We start from the raw sequence: 18,477 nt of genomic DNA, 5'->3' as shown, positions 1-18,477 counted from the left end.
AAGCAACCGCATGTTTCTGGACCTGCTGCGACGCCGCAATCCGGGCCTGCTCGCCGCCGCCGCGCACCTGCACGACAGCGGTGACCTGCCGGCGAACTCCTACGCGCTGGACCTCGACACGGTCGCGGCGAACGCCGCCGCCATCCGCCGCGAGGCCGACCGCTTCGGTCTGTCGGTCTACGCGATGACCAAGCAGGTCGGGCGCAACCCCGACTTCTGCCGGACGGTCCGCGACGCGGGCATCACCGAGGCGGTCGGCGTCGACCTCCAGTGCGCGCTCGCCGACCGGCACGGCGGGCTCGGCATCGGTCACCTCGGTCACCTGGTGCAGATCCCCCGGCACGAGGCGGCGGTCGCCGCCGCGCTCGCGCCCGCGTACTGGACGGTCTTCAACGACGCCAAGGCCGCCGAGGCGGCGGGCGCGAGCGCGGCGGCCGGGCGGGAGCAGGCGCTGCTCGCCCGGATCGCCGCGCCCGGCGACCGCTTCTACCGGGGCCATGAGGGCGGCTGGGCGGCCGACGAGATCGTCGCGGTCGCCGACCGGCTCGACGCCCTTCCCGGCGCCCGGTTCGCGGGTGTCACCAGCTTCCCGACCCAGTTGTTCGACCCGGCCGCCGGACGGGTCGTGCCGACGCCCAACCTCGGCACCCTGCGACGCGCCGCCGCCGCGCTGCGCGCCGCCGGGCGGTCGCACGTCGAGATCAACGCCCCGGGTACGACGTCGGCGGCGATCCTGGCCACGCTGGCCGAGGCCGGCGTGACGCAGGTCGAGCCCGGCCACGGGCTCACCGGCACGACGCCCTGGCACGCGGTGACCGACCTGGTCGAGGAGCCCGCCGTGCTCTACGTCAGCGAGGTGTCGCACCTGTGGGACGGTCGGGCGTACGTCTTCGGTGGCGGCCTCTACGTCGACCCGGTGCTCGGCCTGGGCGGCACCCGGGCGCTGATCGTGCCCCGGGGCGGTGGTCTCGACGACGCGTACCTGGTCGACGTGGAGATGCCCGCGCCGGAGGCGATCGACTACTACGCGATGGCCGACGTCAGCGCGGCGCCGGGGTGCGCCCCGGGTGACACGGTCCTGTTCGGTTTCCGGCCGCAGGCGTTCGTCACCCGGGCGCTGACCGCCGGCGTGACCGGCATCCGGTCCGGCGCGCCGGCCGTGGCCGGGGTGTACGCCGCCGACGGCTCGGCGCCGATCGGGTTGGAGGACACCGCCGCGGGCGACGGCCCCGGCATCCAGGCGGCTCGCCGCACAGGGAGGGCATGATGAGCACCGTCACCCACAAGGACGACGCGACCCGGGCGGGCGCCCCGGCGCTGCGGTTGCGCGGCATCCGCAAGCAGTTCGGCGGCGTCGTCGCGATCGAGCGTTTCGACCTGGAACTGGCCGCCGGGGAGATCACCGCCCTGGTCGGCGACAACGGCGCCGGCAAGTCCACCCTCGTGAAGATCATCTCCGGCGTGTACCAGCCGACCGAGGGTGAGCTGGAGATGCACGGGCGGCCGGTGACGTTCCGGGACGCCTCCGACGCCCGCCGGCAGGGGGTCGAGGTGGTCTACCAGGACCTGGCCCTGGCCGACTCGCAGCCGGTCTACATGAACATGTTCCTGGGCCGGGAACTCACCCGTGGCCCGCTGCGCCTGCTCGACCGGCGCCGGATGGCCCGGGAGACCCAGGATCTGGTGGACGCGCTGGACGTACGCATCCCCAGCGCGAAGGCGACGATCCGGGACCTGTCCGGCGGCCAGCGGCAGGCGGTGGCGATCTGCCGCGCCACCCACTGGGCCAGCGGCCTGGTGCTGATGGACGAGCCGACAGCGGCGCTGGGCGTGGCCGAGACCGCCAAGGTGGAGGAGCTGATCCTGAAGCTGCGGGAGCGGGGCGCCGCCGTGCTCGTCGTCAGCCACAACCTGGACCAGGTGTTCCGGATCGCGGACCGGGTGGCGGTGCTGCGCCGGGGACGCCAGGTCGGCGTCCGCGGCATCACCGGGACCAGCCGCAACGAGATCGTCTCGATGATCACCGGCGCCTCCGAGGAGACCGCCCGCCCCTGAACCGCGCGGCCGACCGCGCGCACGATGACCCCGGGTGTCCCTCCCGGGGTCATCGGCGTTCCGCGTCCGGTTCGCGGGGCGGCACTCCATGATCAACGCCGATGGCGGACGGCTCGTGCGTAACGGTCGTGTGAACTTGTGTGAACGCGGCTTCGTGCGTTGTCTCGCAGTTCGGGAGCGTTATCAAGCCGAGTCCATGAGGGCTCAGTGAACGCCGTTCACCCTATTGTTCACTGCTGCTAAATCCGGTAGAACTCCTGATAGGTCCGCTGCTCGGGCCATCTGCCTCGTGCTTCTAGGAGGACTTCTCATGGCTCGTTCACCCCGTCCGGGCGCCTCCTCGCCCGCGCTCTCCCGCCGCGGCGTCCTGCAGCTTGGGGGTGGCGTCGCGCTCCTGCTCGCCACCAGCGCCTGCGCCGCGGACAGCGGCAACAAGTCCACCGACGGCAAGTCCGGCGGCGCCGCCGCCAAGACGTTGCGCATCGCCGTCTCCAGCTACCTGTCGAGCTGGGACCAGGACTTCGTCGGCTTCGACCTGACCGCGCTGATGCTCTACAAGAACGTCTTCCCATACCTGATCGACTACGGCGTCACCAACGCCGGCGGCAGCCAGATCCTCGACACCCAGAACATCACCCCCACGTTCGCCGAGTCCTTCGAGCCCGACGCCGAACAGAAGGTGTGGACGCTCAAGCTGCGCCGCGGCGTGAAGTTCGCCAGCGGCAACGAGATGAAGGCCGCGGACGTGAAGTGGTCGAAGGACCGCGCGTTCGCCGCCCAGGCCAACGTCGCCGGCGTCTACCGCACCATCGGCCTGACCAGCGCCGACCAGGTCAAGGTCGTCGACGACTACACGGTGGAGTTCCACCAGGCCTTCCCCAGCGCGCTCACCCGGCAGATCCAGGCGATCTCGCTGTACGTCTTCGACTCGGTCGAGGCGAAGAAGCGCGCCAGCTCCAGCGACCCCTGGGCCAAGGAGTGGTTCGCGAAGAACCCGCCGACCGGCGGCTACTTCAACGTCGCCAAGGCCACCCAGGGCCAGGAGATCGAACTCAGCGCGAACACCGACTACCCGGGCCCGGACCCGGCCAAGACGCCGACCATCCGGATCTCGGTCGTGCCGGCCGCGTCCAACCAGCGGCTGCAGCTGCAGGCCGGCGACATCGACATCGCGCTGGGCATCAGCCAGCGCGACATCCAGGACCTCAAGAAGGCCCCGGGCATCAAGGTCATCTCGGCCGCCAGCAACCGCCAGGTCGCGATCCAGATGTCGGTGACCGCCGCGCCGTTCAACGACGTGAACGTGCGCAAGGCGCTCGCGTACGCGGTGCCCTACGAGCAGATCATCAACAACGTGTACGGCGGCGACGCCCGCGCGGCCAAGAGCCCGGTCCCGCTGGACATGCCCGGCTACGACGAGAGCGGCTACCCGTTCACCTACGACCTGGACAAGGCGAAGGCCGCCATGGCCGCCGCCGGCCGGTCGTCGCTCGACTCCGAGCTGGTCTTCGAGGCCGACAACGAGGAGCAGCAGAAGATCGCCGTCCAGGTGCAGAGCGAGGCGGCGAAGGCGGGCATCCGGCTCAAGCTGACCCCGCTGGACCCGGCCACCCTGGGTGAGCGGCGGACCAAGAAGAACATCCCGCTGCAGATCACCTCCGGGCAGCTCTGGGTGGACGACGTCGAGTACATGCTGGCGACGAGCTTCGTCAAGGGTGCCAACCTCAACTACTCCAACTACAGCAACCCGGAGATCGAGCAGATCTACGAGAAGTCGCACACCACCGTCGACACGGCCGCCCGCAACGCGCTCTGGAAGCGGGTCCAGGAGATCCTCGCCGCCGACGTGCCGTGGGTGGTCATCTGCCAGCCCAACTTCAACCTGCCCGTCCGGGAGTCCGTCGCCGGCTGGGTGCAGCCGATGGACGGCCTCGCCCGCCTGCGCTACCTGAGCGCGTCGGCCTAGGAACGTCAACCGCCCATGCGAATCTTCCGCTTCGTCGTCAGGCGACTGCTCCAGCTGATCCCCGTTCTGCTCGGAGTGGTCGTCCTGGCGTTCCTCCTGGTCCGGGTGCTGCCGGGCGATCCCGTCCGCAGCATCCTCGGGCAGAACGCCACCGAGGAGGACGCCGCCGCCGCCCGGGCCCGCTTCGGGCTGGACCAGTCGCTGTGGCAGCAGTTCCTCGACTACCTCAGGGGACTGGTCACCGGTGACTTCGGGACCTCCATCCAGAGCGGCAACTCCGTGGGATCGGAGATGGCGCTCCGGGTGGGGCCCACCCTGGAACTCGTCGTCATCGCCGTGAGCATCGCGCTCGTCGTGGCGACGGTCCTGGGCATCTGGTCGGCCAAACGGGCCAACCGGGTCGGTGACCACAGCGTGCGGATGTTCGCCCTGGTCGGCAACTCGATCCCCGAGTTCTGGCTCGGCCTGGTGCTGGTGCTGGTCGGCTACAGCATCCTCGGCTGGTTCCCGGCGCCGAACGGGCGGGTCGACCCGGACACGAACCTGACCCCGCTCACCGGGGCCGATCTCGTCGACGCCGTGCTCACCGCCAACGGCCCGGCGATCGCCTCCGCCGCGGCGTACCTGGTGCTGCCCGTGCTGACCCTGGTGGTCGGCGTGGTCGCGCCGCTGCTGCGCAGCGTCCGGGCCTCCGCGCTGGAGGTGCTGCACTCGGAGTCGTACGCCGCGGCGAAGGCGCACGGGCTGCGCGACCGCACGCTGCACTACGGCTACCTGCTGCGGGCGACGCTGGTCCGGCTGCCGTCACTGGCGGCGCTGGTCTTCGGCACGGCTATCGGCTCCACCGTGCTCGTCGAGTACGTGTACTCGTGGCAGGGCTTCGGCCAGTGGGCCCTGCGCGGCCTGCTCTACCGGGACTACCCGGTGGTTCAGGCGTCGGTGCTGGTCATCGCGTTGTGCTACGTGCTGGTGTTCCTCATCGCCGACGTGGTCCACGCGATCCTCGACCCGAGAGTGAGGCTCTGATGGCCGAGTTGCGCGCCGCCGTCAGCGGCGACTCCGCACAGACGCCGGTTGTCGTCGCCGGCGGCGACCGGGACAGCCGGTTCGCCCGCCGCATGATCATCGTCGGTGCGACCATCCTGTCGGTGGTGGCGCTGGTGGCGGTGTTCGCGCCGCTGCTGAGCCCGTGGGGCGAGACCGAGATCGACCCGGCGAACACCCTGGTGGCGCCGGGCGGCAACCACCTGCTCGGCACCGACGGCAACGGCATGGACATCTGGAGCCGGGTGCTCTACGCCGCCCGGCTCGACCTGGGCATCGCCCTGGCCGCGGTGGCGCTCGCGGTGGTCGTGGGCACGCTGCTCGGCCTGGTCGCCGGCTACTTCGGCGGCTGGCTCGACGACGTGCTGATGCGGGTGGTCGACATCTTCCAGTCGTTCCCCACGTTCATCCTGGCGCTGGCGGTCGCCGCCCTGCTCGGCAACGGCACGATCAACCTGATCATCACGATCGCGGCGGTGAACGCGCCGGCGTACGCCCGGCTGGTCCGCGCCGAGGTGCGGTCGCTGCGGGAACTGCCGTTCGTGGACGCCGCCATCACCTCCGGGGCGTCGCCGGTGGGCGTGCTCTGGCGGCACCTGCTGCCCAACAGCCTCACCCCGGTACGGGTGATCGCGCCGCTGAACTGCGGCTGGGCGATGCTCACCCTGGCCGGGCTCTCCTTCCTCGGCCTGGGCGTGAGCATCCCCGAGGCGGAGTGGGGGGCCATGATCAGCCTGGGCGCCGCGGACGTGGTCGGTGGCCGCTGGTGGACCTCCGTCCCACCCGGCCTGGCCCTGTTCGTCTGCGTCCTCGGGTTCAGCCTGCTCGGCGAAGGCCTGCAGGACCGCGCCAACGCGAAGCGGCGGTGACCATGCTGTCGATCGAGAACCTCTCGGTGACCATCCGGCGACCCGGCCGGCAGGTGGCCGCGCTCAGCGGCGTCACCTTCGCCGTACGCCCCGGTGAGGTCGTCGGCCTGGTCGGGGAGAGCGGCGGCGGCAAGAGCATGGTGGCCCGCGCCATCGTCGGGCTGCTGCCCGGCGGCTCGCACGCCACCGGCCGGGTGCGCTTCGGCGACTCGGACGTGCTGCGCATGGACGACGCCGCGCTCGCCGCGCACCGCGGACGCGGCGTGGCGATCTGCTTCCAGAACCCGCGCGGCGCGCTCAGCCCCACCCGCACCATCGGCAAGCAGCTCGTCGACCGGCTCGCCACGCACCAGGACATGTCCGGCGACCGGGCCCGGGAGGCGGCGCGCGAGCTGTTCGAGGCGGTCGGCATCCGCAGCCCGCAGCGGCGGCTCGACGCGTACGCCCACGAGCTGTCCGGCGGCATGGCCCAGCGGGTGATGATCTCGCTGGCCACCGGCTGCGCGCCCGACCTGCTGATCGCCGACGAGCCGACCACCGGCCTGGACGTGACACTGACCCGGGAGATCCTGCGCCAGTTCCGGCACGCCGCCGACACCGACGGCCGGGGAGTGCTGCTGATCTCCCACGACCTCGCCTCGATCGCCGAGGTCTGCGACCGGGTGGTGGTGCTCTACGCCGGCACGGTGGTGGAGAGCGGCCCGGCCGCGCAGGTGCTGCGGGAGCCCGCGCACCCGTACACCCGGGCGCTGCTGCGGTCGGTGCCGGACGTCGGCGGCCGGCCGGTCGTCGCCACCCCCGGCGCCATGCCCCTGCTCACCGAGGCGCCGGAGAACTGCCCGTTCGTCGCCCGCTGCGCGCACGCCGACCGCACCTGCTCGTCCCGGCGGCCCGGCACCCAGCCGATCCCCGGCGGCCGCGAATGGTCGCTGGCCTGCTTCCACCCGCAGACCCGGCCGCTCGACGCCGACCTGCCGTCCACGTCGCACACACCGGACGCGGGCGGCGCCCAGCCGGTGGCTGCGGACCCGAAGCCCGCCGTGCTGGAGATCGAGGACGCCCACGTCGTCTACCGCAGCCGGTTCGGCTCCGGCGGTCACCACGCGCTGCGTGGCGTCACGCTGCGGCTCGCACCGGGTGAGACGCTGGGCGTGGTGGGCGAGAGCGGCTGCGGCAAGAGCACCCTCGCGAAGCTCGTGATGGGCTTGGTCGCGCCCACGTCCGGCACCGTCACAGTCGCCGGTCAGGCCCTGGTCAAGCAGCCGGGCCGGCCCCGCCCACGCGGCCGGGCGCTGCGCCGGGCCCGCACCCGCGCCCAGCTGGTGTTCCAGGACCCGATCGGCTCACTCAGCCCGCGCCGTCCCGTCGGCGACTCCATCGCCGAGCCGCTGCGCGCCGCGGGCCTGTCCCCGGCCCAGCGGGAGGAGCGCGTCACCGCCGTGCTGGACCGGATGGAGCTGGACCGGTCGATCCTCCAGCGCTACCCGCACGAGCTGTCCGGCGGCCAGGCCCAGCGCATCGGCATCGCCCGCGCGCTGGTCGGCGAGCCGGACCTGATCGTCTTCGACGAGCCCACCTCGGCCCTGGACGTCACCGTCCAGGCGCAGATCCTCGACGTGATCGCCGACGTGGCCGCCGACGCCGAACGCGCCTCGGTGTTCATCTCCCACGACCTGGCCACGGTGCGCGGTTTCGCCGACCGCGTCGTGGTGCTCTACCTCGGCCGGGTGGTCGAGGAGGGTCCGGTGGAGGTCGTCTTCGACACGCCCCGGCACCCGTACACCCGCGCGCTGCTGGGCAGCGCCCCCCGCCTCGGCGGGACGGCCGGGTCCGACGGCGAGGCCGTCGAGCTGGTCAAGGACCTGGAGGAAGCCGACGCCGCAACCGGGTGCCCGTTGGCCGCCCGGTGCCCGTTCGTCACCGACCGGTGCCGATCGGAGCAGCAGGAGCTTCAGTCGTACGGCGAGAGCCGGGCCGCCTGCTGGCGCGTTCCCGAGCTTCCCGCCCTCATCGGAAGGCAGGCTGTCACGCCATGACCCGTCGCCCCATCCGGCTCGCCGTCGACATCGGCGGGACCTTCGTGGACGCCATGGAACTCGACACGCGCACCAACCGGGTCCGCTTCCGCAAGGCGGCGACGACCCCGGCCCGGCCCGCGGACGGTGTCCTCAACGCGATCAGCGCGCTCGGCACCGACCTGTCCGAGGTGGAGCTGTTCATCCACGGCACCACGCTCGGCCTCAACGCGGTGCTGGAGCGTCGCGGTGGCCGTACCGGAATCATCACCAACGAGGGCTTCCGGGACATCTTCCTGATCGGGCGCGGCAACGTGCCGTCCGACCACATGTACGACTTCCAGTACCAGCGGCCGGAGAGCCTGGTGCAGCGCCGCTTCACCGCCGGGGTGCGGGGCCGGCTCGACTACCGCGGCCGGGTGGTGGAGCCGCTGGACCCGGACAGCGTCCGGGCGGCCGCGCGCACGCTCGTGGTGGACCAGCAGGTCACCTCGATCGCCATCTGCTTCCTGCACTCGTTCCTCGACCCGAGCCACGAGCGGGAGGCCGCGCGCCTCATCCACGAGGAGTTCCCCGAGGTCAGCCTGTCGCTGTCGACGGACATCGTGCGCGAGTACCGGGAGTACGAGCGGACCAGCACCACGGTGCTGGAGGCGTACATCCGGCCGATCTTCGAGCGGTACGTCGACGAGCTGGAGTCCGGCCTGGCCGAGCGCGGCTTCGCCGGGCGCTTCCTGATCATGCGCTCCGGCGGCGGCTCGATGACCAGCGCGGTCGCCAAGACCGCCCCCACGCACACCGTGCTGTCCGGCCCGGCCGGCGGCATCGTCGGCGCCGCGTACGTCGCCTCCGAGCTGGGCCGGGACAACGTGCTCACGTTCGACATCGGCGGCACCTCGCTGGACGCCTGCGTGATCGAGCGCGGCAACCCGGTCGCCGCGTACGAGGCCCAGCTGGAGCACTTCCCGCTGCTCATCCCCACGTACGACATCCGCACCATCGGCGCCGGCGGCGGCTCGATCGCCTGGCTCGACCACGGCCTGCTCAAGGTCGGCCCGCAGAGCGCCGGCGCCGACCCCGGCCCGGTCTGCTACGGCCGGGGCGGCACCAAGCCGACTGTCACCGACGCCGCTGTGGTGCTCGGCTACATGGACCCGGAGCGCTTCCTCGCCGGCACCATGGGCCTGCGCGACGCCGAGGCGCGCGCCGCAATCCAGGAGCAACTCGCCGAGCCGCTCGGACTCACCGTGGAGAACGCGGCCGCCGGCGTGTTCGACGTGCTGCTGGCCCGCACCGTCGGCGCGGTCCGCCAGATCACCGTCGAGCGGGGTCACGACCCCCGGCAGTTCGCGCTGCTCGCGTTCGGCGGCGCCGGGCCGCTGCTGGCCCCGCTGCTGGCCCGCGAGATGGGCATCGGCGAGGTCATCGTGCCGTTCGCGCCGTCCGGCTTCTCCGCCTGGGGCATGCTCTCCGCCGACATCGTCAACGACTTCAGCCGTACCGTGATGGCCACGCTCGACGACGCCGACCTGGCGGAGCTGGAGCAGCTGTTCAAGGCCGTCGAGGCCGAGGCGGTCGCGTCGCTGGTGGCGCAGGGCGTGCCGGCCGGCGAGGCGGTGCTGGAGCGGCAGTTCGAGCTGCGCTACCTGGGCCAGGAACACAGCCTGATGGTCACCGTCGGGCGCGAGCTGGACCGCGACGCGATCCGCGCCGCGTTCGACGAGACGCACCGCGCCCGGTACGGCCACACCATGGGCAACCCGCTGCAGATCCTCAACCTGCGGGTGCGCGGCATCGGGCGCACCGACCGTCCCGAGCTGCAGACCCTGCCGCGCGGCGACGGCGACCCGTCGCAGGCGCTGCTGACGCACCGCGACGCCTACGACTTCGGGCAGCACGCGGTGGTGCCGTTCGCGGTCTACGACCGGGCCCGCCTGGAGCCGGGCGACACCTTCGACGGACCGGCGCTGATCGACGAGGGAACCTCCACCACTGTGGTGCCCAGCGGCCAGCGGGTCACCGTCGACGACCACGGATACCTGCTCGTCACCCTGGAGGAAGCCGCATGACCACGCTGGACGGAGCCCAGGTCGAGGTCGTCCGCAGCTATCTGCTGTCGGCCGCGGAGGAGATGCGGGCCACCCTCATCCGTACCTCGTTCAACCCGGTCATCTACGAGGTGCACGACTTCGGCCTGTCGATGTACGACGCCGACCTGCGGCTGGTCGCCGAGGCCACCGGGTTGACGTTCTTCCTCGGCGCGAACGACTTCTCGCTGCGCAAGGGCGTGGAGTACGTGGGCCGGGAGAACCTGCACCGCGGCGACGTGGTGCTGCTGAACTACCCGTACTGGAACGCGGCGCACGCGTACGACGCGACGCTGTTCGCCCCGGTGTTCCGGCCGGACGAGGCGGACCCGGACGCGGACGGCGACCTGGTCGGCTTCCTCTGCGTCCGCGCGCACTGGATGGACCTGGGCGCCAAGGACCCGGGCTACGTGCTCGACTCGACCGACATGCACCAGGAGGGGCTGATCTTCCCGGGCACCAAGGTCGTGTCCCGGGGCGAGCCGGTGCGCGAGATCCACGAGCTGATCCGCTTCAACTCGCGGATGCCCGACGCGGTGCTCGGTGACCTGCACGCGCAGATCGCCGCGCTGCGCACCGGCGAGCGCCGGATGCTGGAGATCATCGAGAAGTTCGGCCGGGACACCGTGGACCAGGCGATCGACCGGATCATCGCCGACGGTGAGGCCCGCGCCCGCGCGGCGCTGGCTACGCTGCCGCAGGGCACCTGGACCGCCGAGGACTGGGTGGACGACGACGGCATCACCGACGACCCGGTGAAGATGCGCGTCACCGTCACCATCGACGACGGGCGCTTCATCGTCGACTTCGCCGGCTCGGCCCCGGCCACCCGCGGCCCGATCAACATGCCGTTCGGCGCGACCGAGGCGATCTGCAAGGTCGTGCTGAAGTCGCTGACGTCGCGGGACGAGCCGTCGAACGCCGGCACCGTGGCTCCGCTGGAGGTGCGGGCCGAGCCGGGCAGCCTGTTCCACGCCGTCTACCCGCAGCCCACGTTCACGCTCTGGACCGGCATCGTCGCGGTGGAGCTGATCCTCAAGGCGCTGGCCCAGGGCATGCCGGACCTGCTGCCCGCCTCCTCCGGCGGCGACGTGCCCGGCTTCATGATGGTCGGCCTGCACCCGGACACCGGGAAGATGTTCGCGGTCAGCAACAACGACCTGGTGGGCTGGGGCGGCACCGCGACGCACGACGGCATGGACGCCGCCACGCACGTCTCCGGCAGCACCGGCCGGGGTACCCCGATCGAGGTCATGGAGGCCAAGACCGGGATGTTCTTCGAGCGCTGGGAGATCCGCGCCGACTCCGGTGGCGCGGGCCGGTTCCGGGGCGGCTGCGGCCTGCGCCGCGACATCCGGTTCGTGACGCCCGGTGAGTTCCTGACCGTGATCAAGAAGACCAAGAGCGCGCCGTGGGCGCTGGCCGGCGGCGAGCAGCCGGAGCCGAACCAGGTGGTCGTCTTCCCGGGCACCGACCGCGAGCACCGGGTGAGCACCAAGCGCACCGTGGTGGCCGCGGGCGACCGGGTCACGCTGCTGACCGCCGGTGGCGGCGGGCACGGCGACCCGCGCAGCCGCGACCCGGAGGCGGTACGGCGGGACGTGGCCGAGGGCTACGTCTCCCGGGAGGCCGCCCGGGACGTCTACGGAGTGGACGTCGATGGGTGAGCCGCCGGTCGACGGGGCAACCGTCGAGGTCGTCCGCAGCCATCTCGTCTCGGCCGCCGAGGAGATGCGGGCCGCGCTCGTGCGCACCGCGTTCAACCCGGTGATCTACGAGGTGTACGACTTCGGCATCTCCATCTACGACCGGCAGCTGCGGCTGGTCGCGGAGTCCACGGGGCTGTCCCGCTTCCTCGGCGCCAACGACTACTCGCTGCGCAAGGGCGTGGAGTACGTCGGCCGGGAGAACCTGCGCCGCGGCGACGTGGTGCTGCTCAACTACCCGTACTGGAACGCGGCGCACACGTACGACGCGACGATGTTCGCGCCGGTCGTCCTGCCGGACAGCGAGGAGCTGATCGGTTTCCTGTGCATCCGGGCGCACTGGATGGACCTGGGCGCCAAGGACCCCGGGTACGTGCTCGACTCCACGGACATGCACCAGGAGGGGATCATCTTCCCCGGCACGAAGGTGTACGACAGGGGCGAGCCGGTGCGCGAGATCCACGAGCTGATCCGCTTCAACTCGCGGATGCCGGAACTGGTCATCGGTGACCTCAACGCGCAGATCGCCGCGCTGCGTACCGGCGAGCGGCGGATGACCGAGCTGTACCGCGACTACGGCCCCGCAGTGGTCGACGCGGTGATCGACCGGGTGATCGACGTCGCCGCGCAGCGCGCCCGGGAGGCGGTGGCCGCGCTGCCGCAGGGCAGCTGGACCGCCGAGGACTGGCTCGACGACGACGGCGTCAGCGACGATCCCATCCTCATGCGGGTCACCGTCACCGTCGCCGACGGCGAGTTCACAGTGGACTTCGCCGGCTCGTCGCCGGCGGTGCCCGGGCCGGTGAACCTGCCGCTGGGCGCCACCATCGCCACCTGCCGGGTCGCGTTCAAGGGCGTCACCACGCCGCACGAGCAGACGAACGCCGGGCACTTCGCGCCCCTTCGGGTACGCGCCGAGCCCGGCACGCTGTTCCACGCGCAGTACCCGGCCGCCACGTTCACCCAGTGGACCGGCACCGTCGCACTGGAGCTGATCCTCAAGGCGCTGGCCCAGGGCATGCCGGACCGGCTGGCCGCCTCCTCCGGCGGCGACGTGCCCGGGTTCATGATGGTCGGCCGGCATCCGGACACCGGCGACATGTTCGCGGTCAGCAACAACGACCCGGTCGGCTGGGGCGGCACGCCCCGGCACGACGGGATCGGGCCGGCGAACCACCTGTGCCAGACCCAGGCGCGTAACACGCCCGTCGAGGTGCTGGAGTCGAAGACGGGAATGTTCTTCGAGCGGGTGGAGATCCGTACCGACTCCGGTGGCGCGGGCCGGTTCCGGGGCGGCTGCGGCCTGCGGCGGGACATCCGGTTCGTGACGCCCGGCGAGTTCCTGACCGTGATCAAGAAGACGAAGAGCGCGCCGTGGGCGCTGGCCGGCGGCGCACAGCCGGAGCCGAACCAGGTGATCGTCTTCCCGGGCACGGACCGGGAGCACCGGGTGAGCACACGGCGTACCGCGGTGGCGGTGGGGGATCGGGTGACGTTGCTGACCGCCGGTGGCGGCGGGCACGGCGACCCGGGGAGTCGGGATCCGGAGGCGGTGCGACGGGACGTGGCCGAGGGCTACGTCTCCGCGCGGGCCGCCCGAGACGTTTATGGAGTGATCGCGTGAGTGCCGCCTATTCGCCCGAGCAGCCGAGCACGCTGCTCGGCAACTGCACAGTGCTCGACGCCCGCGTGGTGGACGGCATGGCGCCGGTGACCGGTGCCGGGGTGTGGGTCCGGGGTGACCGGATCGCCGCCGTCGGGCCGTACGCCGAGGTGGCCGAGCAGGCGCGGGCCGCCGGCCGGCTGACCGAGGTGGACCTCGACGGTGCCTACGTGACGCCCGGCCTGGTCAACATGCACACCCACTTCTCGTTGTCGCTGCCCGGCTCCGCCGGCGAGGGCGTCAAGGGGATGGGCGCGTACGACCTCGCCCACTACATGGCCGACGGGGCGCGGCGCACGCTGCACTCCGGCGTGACCACCGTGCGCTGCGTCGCGGAGAAGGACCACGCGGACTTCGCGCTGCGGCGGGCGATCAACGCCGGGCGGGTCCCCGGTCCGCGCATCTACACCGCGGGCCGGGCGCTGGTGTGCACCGGCGGGCACGGGCACGAGAGCAACGACACGCTCGAGTGCGACGGCCCGGTGGGCTTCCGCCACGGCGTGCGCAGCCAGATCAAGGCCGGCGCGGACCTGATCAAGGTGATGATCTCGGGCGGCATCGCCGGTGAGCACGAGAGCATCCACACGCCCCAGTTGTTCGCCGACGAGATGACGGCGGTGATCGAGACGGCGCACGCGTGGGGCCGCAAGGTGACCGCGCACGCCGGGCCCGCCGACGTGATCGGCGCGGCGGTCGAGCTGGGACTGGACTGCGTGGAGCACGGCTACCAGCTCACCCCGCAGGTCGCGGCGCGGATGGCCGAGCGCGGCACGGCGCTCGTGCCGACGCTGCTGGTGACCCGCTGCAAGGAGTTCTTCGACGAGCTGGGCGTGCCGGAGTGGATGCAGTGCCGCTCGCTCGGCGCCGGCCCCCGGCACCTGGAGAGCTTCGACATGGCGATCGCCGCCGGGGTGGAGGTCCTGCTCGGCAGCGACATGCCCCCGTTCTGGGAGTTCGAGGGCACCACCGCCTCGATCCGGGAGCTGGAGTACATGTCCGAGCGGATCGGCGCCGCCCGGGCCATCCACGCCGGCACGCTCGGCCCGATCCGGTGGCTCGGCGCGGAGTCCGACCTCGGCACCGTCGAGGTCGGCAAGCTGGCCGACCTGATCGCGACGGACGCCGACCCGCTGGCCGACACCTCGGCCTTCCGGGACGTGCGGTGGGTGATGAAGGGCGGGCAGATCGCCCGCGACGACCGCAACCAGGAGGAGACGCGATGACCTTCGCGCAGGCAGGCGCGGCGGAGATCGCCGCCGGCATCGACGACATGTACGACGCGTTCCTCGCCGGGGACCAGCAGCGGTTCGACACGCACCTGGACCCCGAGGTGACCACCTGGGAGACGCACCTGCCGGGACCGCTGCGGACCCGGGCCGAGCTGGACGAGTACCGCGCCCAGCGGGACGCCGCCGGTCAGCGGCCCCGGCTGGCGGTGCTCGCCGCGCGGGGCAAGCGCATCGACGTGTGGGACGACTTCGGCGTGGCCCGGTACGAGCTGGTCGCGCAGCTCGGCCCGGACGACGAGCCGGAGATCACCCGGGTCACCGACGTGGTGCGCCGGGTCGACGGCCGCTGGGTGATCGTGCACCACCACGCCGAGCTGGTCCGGGAACCGGTGGGCGCGGCATGATCCGGCGGCTGGTCGCCGGGCGGACCGGTGAACCGGCGGACGTGCTGTCGGTCGCCGAGCTGCCCGACGACCCGCCGCCCGGCCCCGGCCAGGTGCGGCTCGCCGTCCGTACGGTCGGGCTGAACTTCCTGGACGTCATGCTCTGCCGGGGCGAGTACCCGGTGCGGCCGGATCCGCCGATGACGCCGGGGGTGGAGGCGGCCGGGCGGGTCGTCGCCGCCGGCGACGGGGCCGGGCACCTGCTGGGTCAGGAGGTGCTGGCCTGCCCGGCGCTGCCGCGCGGCGCGCTCGGCACCACAGTCACAGTGGACGCCGCGGTGGTGGTGCCGCGGCCGTCCACCGTCGACCCGGTCACCGCGGCGGCGTTGCCGGTCACCTATCAGACCGCGTGGTTCGCGCTGGAGCGGGCGGGCGTCACCGCCGGGCAGACGGTGCTGGTGCACGCCGGCGCGGGAGGTGTCGGCATCTCCGTCATCCAGCTCGCGGTCGCCCGCGGCGCCCGGGTCCTCGCCACCGCCGGCGGCCCGGTCAAGACGGCGATCTGCCGCGACCAGGGCGCCGAGGTGGCGATCGACTACACGGCGGAGGACTTCGTGGCCGCCGTGCGGGAGGCCACCGGCGGGCGGGGCGTGGACGTCGTGGTGGACCCGGTGGGCGGCGACGTGTTCGCCCGCTCCTGGGAGTGCCTCGCCTTCGAGGGCCGCCTGGTCGCGGTAGGCGCTGCCGGTGGCGCGCCGCCGCCCGTCGATCCGCTGCGGCTGATGGCGGCGAACGCGACGCTGGTGGGCCTGTCCTGGGGCTCGCAGTACCCGTGGCAGCGCCCGTCCGCGGTCGAGGCCGCCTACCAGGAACTGTTCGACATGTGCGCCTCCGGCGCGGTCCGGCCGCCGGTCAGCCGCGTCGTGTCGCTGGACGAGACGCCCGCGACGCTCACCGAGCTGGCCGAACGCCGGACCACCGGCAAGATCATCGTACGGATCGACGAAGGGGAGGGGCCGTGAGCGACACCGCCGACGGCGACATGGAGATCTACGACCTGAAGGTGACAGTCGACCGGATCGAGGGCCGGTCGGTGTGCGGCATGGCCGTGGGCGACTCCTTCGAGCTGACCAACAGCGCCCACCTGCGGCTGCCCGAGGGCAAGCACTTCTGCGTGTACGCGCTCGCGTCGGTGCTGCCCTTCCTCGCCGCCAAGCAGCGTGACCTGGCGCCGGGGGACTGGCTGGCCCAGGACTCCCACTTCATCTGCCCCGACCCGGAGGAGCGGCTCGTCATGAAGGTGGAACGGACCTGCCGGCGCACGATGAACTCGGCGGACCTGACATGACCGTCGAGATCGGACTCGGCCTGCAGAGCGACAAGCCGGCCGGCGCGTACGCCCGGCTGGCCCGCGCCGCCGAGGCGCACGGCTTCGACGTGCTCACCGTCTTCGGCGACCTGATGTACCAGCCGCCGATCTTCCCGCTGCTGGAGATGGCGCAGGCGACCGAGCGGGTACGCCTCGGCGCGGCCTGCCTGAACCCGTACTCGATGGCGCCGTACGAGATCGCCGGTCAGCTCGCCGCCCTGGACCTGGCCTCGCACGGGCGGGCCTACCTCGGCCTGGCCCGGGGGACCTGGCTGGGTTCGGTCGGCCTGCCGCAGCCGCGGCCGCTGACCACCATCGAGGAGGCCGTCCAGGTCGTCTACCGCCTGCTGCGCGGCGACCGCAGCGGCTTCACCGGAAAGGTCTTCTCGCTGGAGGCCGGCACCGCGCTGCGTTACGACGTGCAGCGGCCCGACCCGCCGCTGCTGCTGGGCGCGTGGGGTCCGCAGGGCGCGGCGCTGGCCGGCCGGATCGCCGACGAGATCAAGGTGGGCGGCAGCGCCAACCCGGACATGGTCCCGGTGATCCGCGAGCGGCTGCGGACCGGCGCGGAGAAGGCCGGGCGCGACGTCGCGGACGTCGGCATCGTGCTCGGCGCGGTGACAGTCGTCGACACCGACGGCGCGGCCGCCCGCGCCAAGGCCCGCACCGAGGTGGCCATGTACCTGGCCGTGGTGGCGGAGCTGGATCCGACCGTCGTGCTCCCCGACGACCTGGTGAAGCGCGTCGGCGACCTGGTCGACGCGGGCGAGGACGAGGCGGCGGGCCGGTTGATCCCGGACGACGTGCTGGACCGGTTCGCCTTCTCCGGCACCCCGGAGCAGGTCGCCGCCCAGGCCCAGGCGCTCATCGACGCCGGCGTGCGCCGGGTCGAGTTCGGCACGCCGCACGGCCTCACCGACGAGCGCGGCGTGGACCTGCTCGGCTCCGCCGTCCTGCCCCTGCTGCGCAGGTGAGCGCGTTGCGGCTCACCGTCGTGGTCGGCCCCGGCCTGGTGGCCGACACCGAACTGCTGGCGTCGCTCGTCGCCACCAGCAGCGCCGAGCTGGACAGCACCGGCACGGTCGTCACCGCCGCCTCGGCCGACGAGCTGCGCTCGCTGCTCGCCGCGGCGCAGGGCCCGACTGTGGTGCTGCCCGGCCCCACCACACCGGCCCGCGCCCTGATCGGCGCGCAGCCGCCGCACGCGGTCTGGTACGACCTCACCGTGGAGACGCCGGTCCCCGGCGCGGTCCACCTGGCCGGCCGGGGACTGTGGGGCGTGACCTGGGCGATCCGGCACGCCGTGCACCGCTTCCGCGCGCCGGCCGATCGGATCGCCTACGGTCCCGGCCCGGAGCAGTGGGGTGACCTGCGGCTGCCGTCGGGCCCGCACACCGGGCCGGCGCCGGTCGCGGTGCTGCTGCACGGCGGATTCTGGCGGTCGGTCTGGGGCGCGGACCTGATGGACGCGCTCGCCGTCGATCTGGCCGCCCGAGGCTACGCGTCCTGGAACCTGGAGTACCGGCGTCCGGACCGGCACGGCTGGGACGCCACCACGGAGGACGTCGAAGCCGGCCTCACCGCGCTGCGGGACCTCGCCGCCGACCGGCCGATCGACCTGGAGCGGATCGTGGTGCTGGGCCATTCGGCCGGCGGGCAGCTCGCGCTGCGCGCCGCGGCGGACCTCGCCGCGCGAACGGGCGGGCCACGTGTCGCGCTCGCGGTCTCGCTGGCCGGGGTGCTCGACCTCACCGAGGGCGAGCGGCGCTACCTCGGTGACGGCGCGATCGCCGCGGCGCTGGGCGGCTCACCGGCCACGGCCCCGCGCCGGTACGCCGAGAGCGATCCGATGCTGCGGCTGCCGACAGGGGTGCCCACGCTGCTCGTGCAGGGGACCGCGGACAGTCTCGACCTCGTCGACGCCAACCGGCGTTACGCCGCGGCGGCGGCAGCCGCGGGCGACGAGATCCGCCACCTGGAACAGCCGGGGGACCACTTCGCCGTCATCGATCCGGCGTCGGACATCTGGCGGGACACCATGACGGCGGTGGACGCCCGCCTCGGTCGCTGACGTCGCGCCCGCAACCGAAT

15 protein-coding genes are annotated in these 18,477 nt (G+C 72.7%); all 15 read left to right on the top strand.

The genetic code is table 11. The features are described from left to right. Positions 1–10 precede the first annotated feature (10 nt). On the top strand, positions 11–1,267 hold the full coding sequence (locus DQE82_RS18130; RefSeq protein WP_064447401.1) for an alanine racemase: 1,257 nt from the start codon (positions 11–13) through the stop codon (positions 1,265–1,267). Then, positions 1,267–2,055: an ATP-binding cassette domain-containing protein gene (locus DQE82_RS18125; protein ID WP_043325207.1), complete on the top strand. Its 789-nt coding sequence runs from the start codon at positions 1,267–1,269 to the stop codon at positions 2,053–2,055. The genes DQE82_RS18130 and DQE82_RS18125 overlap by 1 nt, the downstream gene beginning before the upstream one ends. A 310-nt stretch (positions 2,056–2,365) precedes the next feature. Further along, positions 2,366–4,021, top strand: a complete 1,656-nt coding sequence (locus tag DQE82_RS18120; RefSeq protein ID WP_043325206.1) for an ABC transporter substrate-binding protein — start codon at positions 2,366–2,368, stop codon at positions 4,019–4,021. A 15-nt stretch (positions 4,022–4,036) separates the two neighbouring features. After that, positions 4,037–5,047, top strand: a complete 1,011-nt coding sequence (locus tag DQE82_RS18115) for an ABC transporter permease (RefSeq protein ID WP_043325205.1) — start codon at positions 4,037–4,039, stop codon at positions 5,045–5,047. Then, positions 5,047–5,934 (top strand): ABC transporter permease, encoded by an 888-nt coding sequence (locus DQE82_RS18110; protein WP_064447403.1) that lies wholly within the window; start codon positions 5,047–5,049, stop codon positions 5,932–5,934. Before DQE82_RS18115 ends, DQE82_RS18110 begins: the two co-directional genes overlap by 1 nt. 2 nt (positions 5,935–5,936) lie before the next feature. Beyond that, on the top strand, positions 5,937–7,970 hold the full coding sequence (locus tag DQE82_RS18105; RefSeq protein WP_113973283.1) for an ABC transporter ATP-binding protein: 2,034 nt from the start codon (positions 5,937–5,939) through the stop codon (positions 7,968–7,970). After that, positions 7,967–10,018 (top strand): hydantoinase/oxoprolinase family protein, encoded by a 2,052-nt coding sequence (locus DQE82_RS18100; protein WP_043325203.1) that lies wholly within the window; start codon positions 7,967–7,969, stop codon positions 10,016–10,018. The genes DQE82_RS18105 and DQE82_RS18100 overlap by 4 nt, the downstream gene beginning before the upstream one ends. Continuing rightward, positions 10,015–11,703 (top strand): hydantoinase B/oxoprolinase family protein, encoded by a 1,689-nt coding sequence (locus DQE82_RS18095; protein WP_043325202.1) that lies wholly within the window; start codon positions 10,015–10,017, stop codon positions 11,701–11,703. The genes DQE82_RS18100 and DQE82_RS18095 overlap by 4 nt, the downstream gene beginning before the upstream one ends. Further along, positions 11,696–13,366: a hydantoinase B/oxoprolinase family protein gene (locus DQE82_RS18090; protein WP_113973282.1), complete on the top strand. Its 1,671-nt coding sequence runs from the start codon at positions 11,696–11,698 to the stop codon at positions 13,364–13,366. Before DQE82_RS18095 ends, DQE82_RS18090 begins: the two co-directional genes overlap by 8 nt. Continuing rightward, positions 13,363–14,628 carry an amidohydrolase family protein gene (locus DQE82_RS18085; RefSeq protein ID WP_043325200.1) on the top strand — a complete coding sequence of 422 codons (1,266 nt, stop codon included), beginning with the start codon at positions 13,363–13,365 and terminating at the stop codon, positions 14,626–14,628. The genes DQE82_RS18090 and DQE82_RS18085 overlap by 4 nt, the downstream gene beginning before the upstream one ends. Next, positions 14,625–15,038 (top strand): nuclear transport factor 2 family protein, encoded by a 414-nt coding sequence (locus tag DQE82_RS18080; protein WP_064447407.1) that lies wholly within the window; start codon positions 14,625–14,627, stop codon positions 15,036–15,038. The genes DQE82_RS18085 and DQE82_RS18080 overlap by 4 nt, the downstream gene beginning before the upstream one ends. Next, on the top strand, positions 15,035–16,039 hold the full coding sequence (locus DQE82_RS18075) for a zinc-binding dehydrogenase (protein WP_113973281.1): 1,005 nt from the start codon (positions 15,035–15,037) through the stop codon (positions 16,037–16,039). Before DQE82_RS18080 ends, DQE82_RS18075 begins: the two co-directional genes overlap by 4 nt. Further along, positions 16,036–16,365 carry a TIGR04076 family protein gene (locus DQE82_RS18070; RefSeq protein WP_043325197.1) on the top strand — a complete coding sequence of 110 codons (330 nt, stop codon included), beginning with the start codon at positions 16,036–16,038 and terminating at the stop codon, positions 16,363–16,365. Before DQE82_RS18075 ends, DQE82_RS18070 begins: the two co-directional genes overlap by 4 nt. Next, positions 16,362–17,360 carry an LLM class flavin-dependent oxidoreductase gene (locus DQE82_RS18065; RefSeq protein ID WP_043325196.1) on the top strand — a complete coding sequence of 333 codons (999 nt, stop codon included), beginning with the start codon at positions 16,362–16,364 and terminating at the stop codon, positions 17,358–17,360. The genes DQE82_RS18070 and DQE82_RS18065 overlap by 4 nt, the downstream gene beginning before the upstream one ends. Next, entirely contained in the window at positions 17,357–18,457 is a 1,101-nt protein-coding gene (locus tag DQE82_RS18060; RefSeq protein ID WP_113973280.1) for an alpha/beta hydrolase, read from the top strand. Before DQE82_RS18065 ends, DQE82_RS18060 begins: the two co-directional genes overlap by 4 nt. Positions 18,458–18,477: the final 20 nt, after the last annotated feature.

Source organism: Micromonospora sp. LHW51205, assembly GCF_003315815.1.
GTDB classification, from domain to species: Bacteria; Actinomycetota; Actinomycetes; order Mycobacteriales; family Micromonosporaceae; genus Micromonospora; species Micromonospora chalcea.
This window is presented reverse-complemented; position numbering and strand designations above follow the sequence as displayed.

Bases quoted from the DNA above. Each gene is read 5' to 3' on its own strand.
- DQE82_RS18130 (WP_064447401.1), top strand. From the start codon at position 11: ATGTTTCTGGACCTGCTGCGACGCCGCAATCCGGGCCTGCTCGCCGCC.
- DQE82_RS18125 (WP_043325207.1), top strand. From the start codon at position 1,267: ATGAGCACCGTCACCCACAAGGACGACGCGACCCGGGCGGGCGCCCCG.
- DQE82_RS18120 (WP_043325206.1), top strand. From the start codon at position 2,366: ATGGCTCGTTCACCCCGTCCGGGCGCCTCCTCGCCCGCGCTCTCCCGC.
- DQE82_RS18115 (WP_043325205.1), top strand. From the start codon at position 4,037: ATGCGAATCTTCCGCTTCGTCGTCAGGCGACTGCTCCAGCTGATCCCC.
- DQE82_RS18110 (WP_064447403.1), top strand. From the start codon at position 5,047: ATGGCCGAGTTGCGCGCCGCCGTCAGCGGCGACTCCGCACAGACGCCG.
- DQE82_RS18105 (WP_113973283.1), top strand. From the start codon at position 5,937: ATGCTGTCGATCGAGAACCTCTCGGTGACCATCCGGCGACCCGGCCGG.
- DQE82_RS18100 (WP_043325203.1), top strand. From the start codon at position 7,967: ATGACCCGTCGCCCCATCCGGCTCGCCGTCGACATCGGCGGGACCTTC.
- DQE82_RS18095 (WP_043325202.1), top strand. From the start codon at position 10,015: ATGACCACGCTGGACGGAGCCCAGGTCGAGGTCGTCCGCAGCTATCTG.
- DQE82_RS18090 (WP_113973282.1), top strand. From the start codon at position 11,696: ATGGGTGAGCCGCCGGTCGACGGGGCAACCGTCGAGGTCGTCCGCAGC.
- DQE82_RS18080 (WP_064447407.1), top strand. From the start codon at position 14,625: ATGACCTTCGCGCAGGCAGGCGCGGCGGAGATCGCCGCCGGCATCGAC.
- DQE82_RS18075 (WP_113973281.1), top strand. From the start codon at position 15,035: ATGATCCGGCGGCTGGTCGCCGGGCGGACCGGTGAACCGGCGGACGTG.
- DQE82_RS18065 (WP_043325196.1), top strand. From the start codon at position 16,362: ATGACCGTCGAGATCGGACTCGGCCTGCAGAGCGACAAGCCGGCCGGC.